A 3,321-nucleotide genomic window follows, 5' to 3' on the forward strand; every position below is an offset into this window, starting at 1 on the left:
ACGTTGATCTTTTTCCGGTAGGCTCCGGTGATCACCCTCCTGCAATCCTTGGCGTACTTCCGGTATTGCTCCGACTGGGCGATGAAACAGCGTCCCTCTTTGGTCCTTCTGATCTGCTGGTGGTTTTTCTTGGTTACCGGCGCTATTGGGATCACAAAGCGCATTTTTATTTCCTTCATTCCGTCGTTCCTCTGGTGTAAGGATTCTTTTGATTGTTTCTCCTCTGTTCAGGGGTCAGCGGGGTATTGAGCGCTTTCTGTATGGACTGTTCACTGCGTCGCAATTCCTCCGCAAGCTGCCATACGCTTTCCCCTCCAGCGTGCCAATTGTGGATATGCATAATCTCGTCTGCTGTCAGCGGCCTGTTAAGTCCCGCCTCCCCCTGAATGACGTATTTGTCTGGTAGATATGGGTTGGTGTAGCCTTTTTTCTGGCAGGCCCGGCAACAATATTTTTGAAACTGCTTATTCGTCTCAAATTCCTTACCGCAGCATGGGCATATTTTTCGATACACATGCTTCTCGGATTGTATCTTGATACCATTTTCCCTACACTCTGCACTGCACCACTTCCTCAGGCGTCTATTGGGGTAAAACCATTTTCCGCATATTGGGCACTGTTTTTCATCCGGCCTTGCTTTCTTCATTCGTTCCCCCTCATTCCAGCATACCATTTAAGGCTACCTTCCTCTCAAACGCTTCCAGGTCAAAAGACGGCTTGTTTCTCTCCGATAAAGGCTCTTGCCCTCGCTTTTCCCTTCCATCTCGCCGGTTCCAGTTTAGGATCGTCGCATAATGGTTTTTATATCGTTTGCCGGTTTGTGCGAGGTAGGAGGAGAGTCGCTCTATGTATTCTTTCGCGTCCCTTTCTCCCAAACTGTCCACCAGTTTCCTATGCTCCTCGCCCGTCAGCTTCACATTTTGAAACTCGCCATACTTTTCCTGGGTGGGCTTTTTCTCTATCTCTTTCTCTTTTTCTATATCTGTATCAGTATCATTATCTGTATCATTATCATTATCGGGTTTTTTCGGTTTCTCAAAAAACCGATCGGTTTCTTTCGGTTTTTCTCGGTTTTTTTCGCTTTCTTTCGCTTTTGATGGCCTACCTCCTTTTGCACCATTTCTTTGATTGGTCTCACAGGTCTCTTCATACCGTTTTTCGTCCCTATCCATCTGGGCGCGGATGAAGGAGAACGCCATCATAGCCGCGCTGCTTAAGTTCTCTGGCTGGCGTTTGCTCTCCGCATAGTCAAACAGGGCAAGCAAGAGCTGTCCCAGTTCTTCATCGCTGAGCAGCGCCAGATGTTCCCGGTAATCCTGGTAGAGAAGGAAACTGTTTTTTTGCGCCACTTTCCATTCCTCTTTCTTTCATCCAATTAATCCCACGGCAGGTCGTCATCCAGATCCACTTCCTCAAAGTCGTCAGGGCCCTCCGGCGTATCCCGCCTCGGCTTTCCGCCTACAAAGGAAACCTGGTCGGCCACCACCTCAAACCGCCGCCTCTTGTTTCCGTTTTTGTCGGTGTAGTCCTCTACCTGGATTCTGCCGTCCACTCCGATGGCGTCTCCTTTTCTGAAGTACCGCTCCACAAATTCCGCCGTCCCTCTCCAGGCCACGCAGTCGATGAAGTTCGCCTTCTTCTCCTTATCCTTGCTGTAGGGCCTGTCCGCCGCCACCGTGAAGCTGGTGACTGAAATCCCGCTAGGGGTTCTTTTCAGCTCCGGGTCCCGGGTCAGCCTTCCTACAATGATTGCCTTGTTGACCATCTTAACTCCTCACTTTCCATATCCGGCACAGTTCCGCGTCCAGCGCCACACCGTACACGTGATATTTCTCACAGAATCTTTCCTTTCCTATGCTGTGGATTTCTATGTGCATCTTCCGGCTCAACGGCAGCACCTTCATCCCCTGGTGGACAATCTCCTTTCGGTTCCTTCCCGCTCCCACAGCGTCTACATGGTGCAGCTCCGCCTTCTGCCGGGTGATACAGCACACCTTGCGCGTCAGGCACAGATATATATACCTCCCAATATCCGGCGCAAACTCGGCTAAGTTGTCCTTTGTTGGTATACACCACTCCACACAAAACCCGATGATGATCTCGATCAGTTCATTGGCTGTGGTCATGTCCGTGTCCGACAGGGAAAACCACTCCCCGCCTGTCTGCGCCACCCACTGGGCTTTGAAGTAGTCCTTCAACTCCTCTGGGCTGTGGCCGGTGTAGGCCGCGATATCCCGCAGCATGGCATAGATATACCTCCGCTGCCGGGCCGTAATCTCCCGGTTATCCCGCAGGCACACCTCGCATTCCTTCACCTGCCTTGTCAGGAGGAAATGATCCCCGCTGTAGGGCGCTACGATGACCAGCCTCTCTCCGTCGTATTTACGGATTTGTCCCGTGATCCGCTCCATCTTTTGCCCGCTCCTTCTGCCAGCAAACCGCGCACATCTTCAATTTCTCCAATACCTCCTGCGGCTCCATTGGCTCGCCTCTGAACTTAATTCCTTTTATCTTCCCGCCGCACTTCGGACAGATCACAGGCTCTGGCTGGGTCTGGACTGTATACTTTGTCCTGTCCTCCCCCCAGTACACGTCCGCTCCGCACCCCAGCAGCTTGCACGCCACCGAGATAGCGTCTGTGTAAGCCATCTTGAACGCCTCATCGTTGGTCACAAGCTCGCCTCTTTCCCTCGCCACCAGCATATTTCCTCCGGTGCCCGGGATGGCTTCGCTCCACTGGCCGCCTTCTTTGATATACAGCTTGATCTCCACAAAGGCCGCGTTCTCTCCCCCCGCTCCCGGTTCTGTCCAGCTCCGCACAAGCTCCGGTTTCCAGCCGACGCCGCAGGGGCCAAACTGCTCCGTCATGGCTTTGATCCGCCACATTGGGTTGATGTCGCTTTTCCCCTTCAGTTTCCCGCCCTTGATCTCCCGCAGCGCTTCCTCCGGCACCTTCCTCATGGCGTTGTAGATATTCAGCTTTCCTTCCATCTTCTATTCCTCTTACTTAATCTGAAGGCTCTGCCTTTCCTGCAGCACAGCGCCGCTAATCTCTTCCCCTGCCTTCAGACGGTCGGTAATCTCCTTTTTCGGAATGCTTACCACCACTTCCCGCTTGCATAAATCCCCATGACGTTGTTTAAAGTCCTCTTCGTTTTCTATGATGAGCGCTGTTGATTTCCGGAATGAAAGAAGGTTTCTCTCGGTTTCCAGCTTCTTCTTCCCCATCTTCTGCATCTGCTCCGACAGGTAATGTTTCATCTGGTCAGCCTTTCGCATCTTGGAATCCCGGCGATCTCTCAGCGCCCCTTCCTCTTTCTT

General features: G+C 52.2%; 6 protein-coding genes. All 6 read right to left on the minus strand.

Annotated elements, in window-relative coordinates:
• Positions 1-175: 175 nt before the first annotated feature.
• Positions 176-646 carry a hypothetical protein gene (locus tag WGC32_RS14855; RefSeq protein WP_342683039.1) on the minus strand — a complete coding sequence of 157 codons (471 nt, stop codon included), beginning with the start codon at positions 644-646 and terminating at the stop codon, positions 176-178.
• A 10-nt stretch (positions 647-656) separates the two neighbouring features.
• Positions 657-1,349 (minus strand): DUF6291 domain-containing protein, encoded by a 693-nt coding sequence (locus tag WGC32_RS14860; protein ID WP_342683040.1) that lies wholly within the window; start codon positions 1,347-1,349, stop codon positions 657-659.
• Positions 1,350-1,375: 26 nt separating this feature from the next.
• Positions 1,376-1,765 carry a single-stranded DNA-binding protein gene (locus WGC32_RS14865; RefSeq protein ID WP_342683041.1) on the minus strand — a complete coding sequence of 130 codons (390 nt, stop codon included), beginning with the start codon at positions 1,763-1,765 and terminating at the stop codon, positions 1,376-1,378.
• A gap of 1 nt (position 1,766) precedes the next feature.
• Entirely contained in the window at positions 1,767-2,411 is a 645-nt protein-coding gene (locus WGC32_RS14870; protein ID WP_342683042.1) for a putative HNHc nuclease, read from the minus strand.
• Entirely contained in the window at positions 2,383-2,991 is a 609-nt protein-coding gene (locus WGC32_RS14875; RefSeq protein WP_342683043.1) for a hypothetical protein, read from the minus strand. Before WGC32_RS14875 ends, WGC32_RS14870 begins: the two co-directional genes overlap by 29 nt.
• Positions 2,992-3,003: 12 nt before the next feature.
• On the minus strand, positions 3,004-3,321 hold a 318-nt coding region (locus WGC32_RS14880), incomplete at its 5' end, for a siphovirus Gp157 family protein (RefSeq protein ID WP_342683045.1).

The organism is Zongyangia acetica (genome assembly GCF_038739695.1).
Classification (GTDB): domain Bacteria; phylum Bacillota; class Clostridia; order Oscillospirales; family Ruminococcaceae; genus Zongyangia; species Zongyangia gallinarum.

Coding starts and splice junctions, on each gene's coding strand:
- WGC32_RS14870 (WP_342683042.1), bottom strand. CDS start 2,411: ATGGAGCGGATCACGGGACAAATCCGTAAATACGACGGAGAGAGGCTG.
- WGC32_RS14875 (WP_342683043.1), bottom strand. CDS start 2,991: ATGGAAGGAAAGCTGAATATCTACAACGCCATGAGGAAGGTGCCGGAG.
- WGC32_RS14855 (WP_342683039.1), bottom strand. CDS start 646: ATGAAGAAAGCAAGGCCGGATGAAAAACAGTGCCCAATATGCGGAAAA.
- WGC32_RS14865 (WP_342683041.1), bottom strand. CDS start 1,765: ATGGTCAACAAGGCAATCATTGTAGGAAGGCTGACCCGGGACCCGGAG.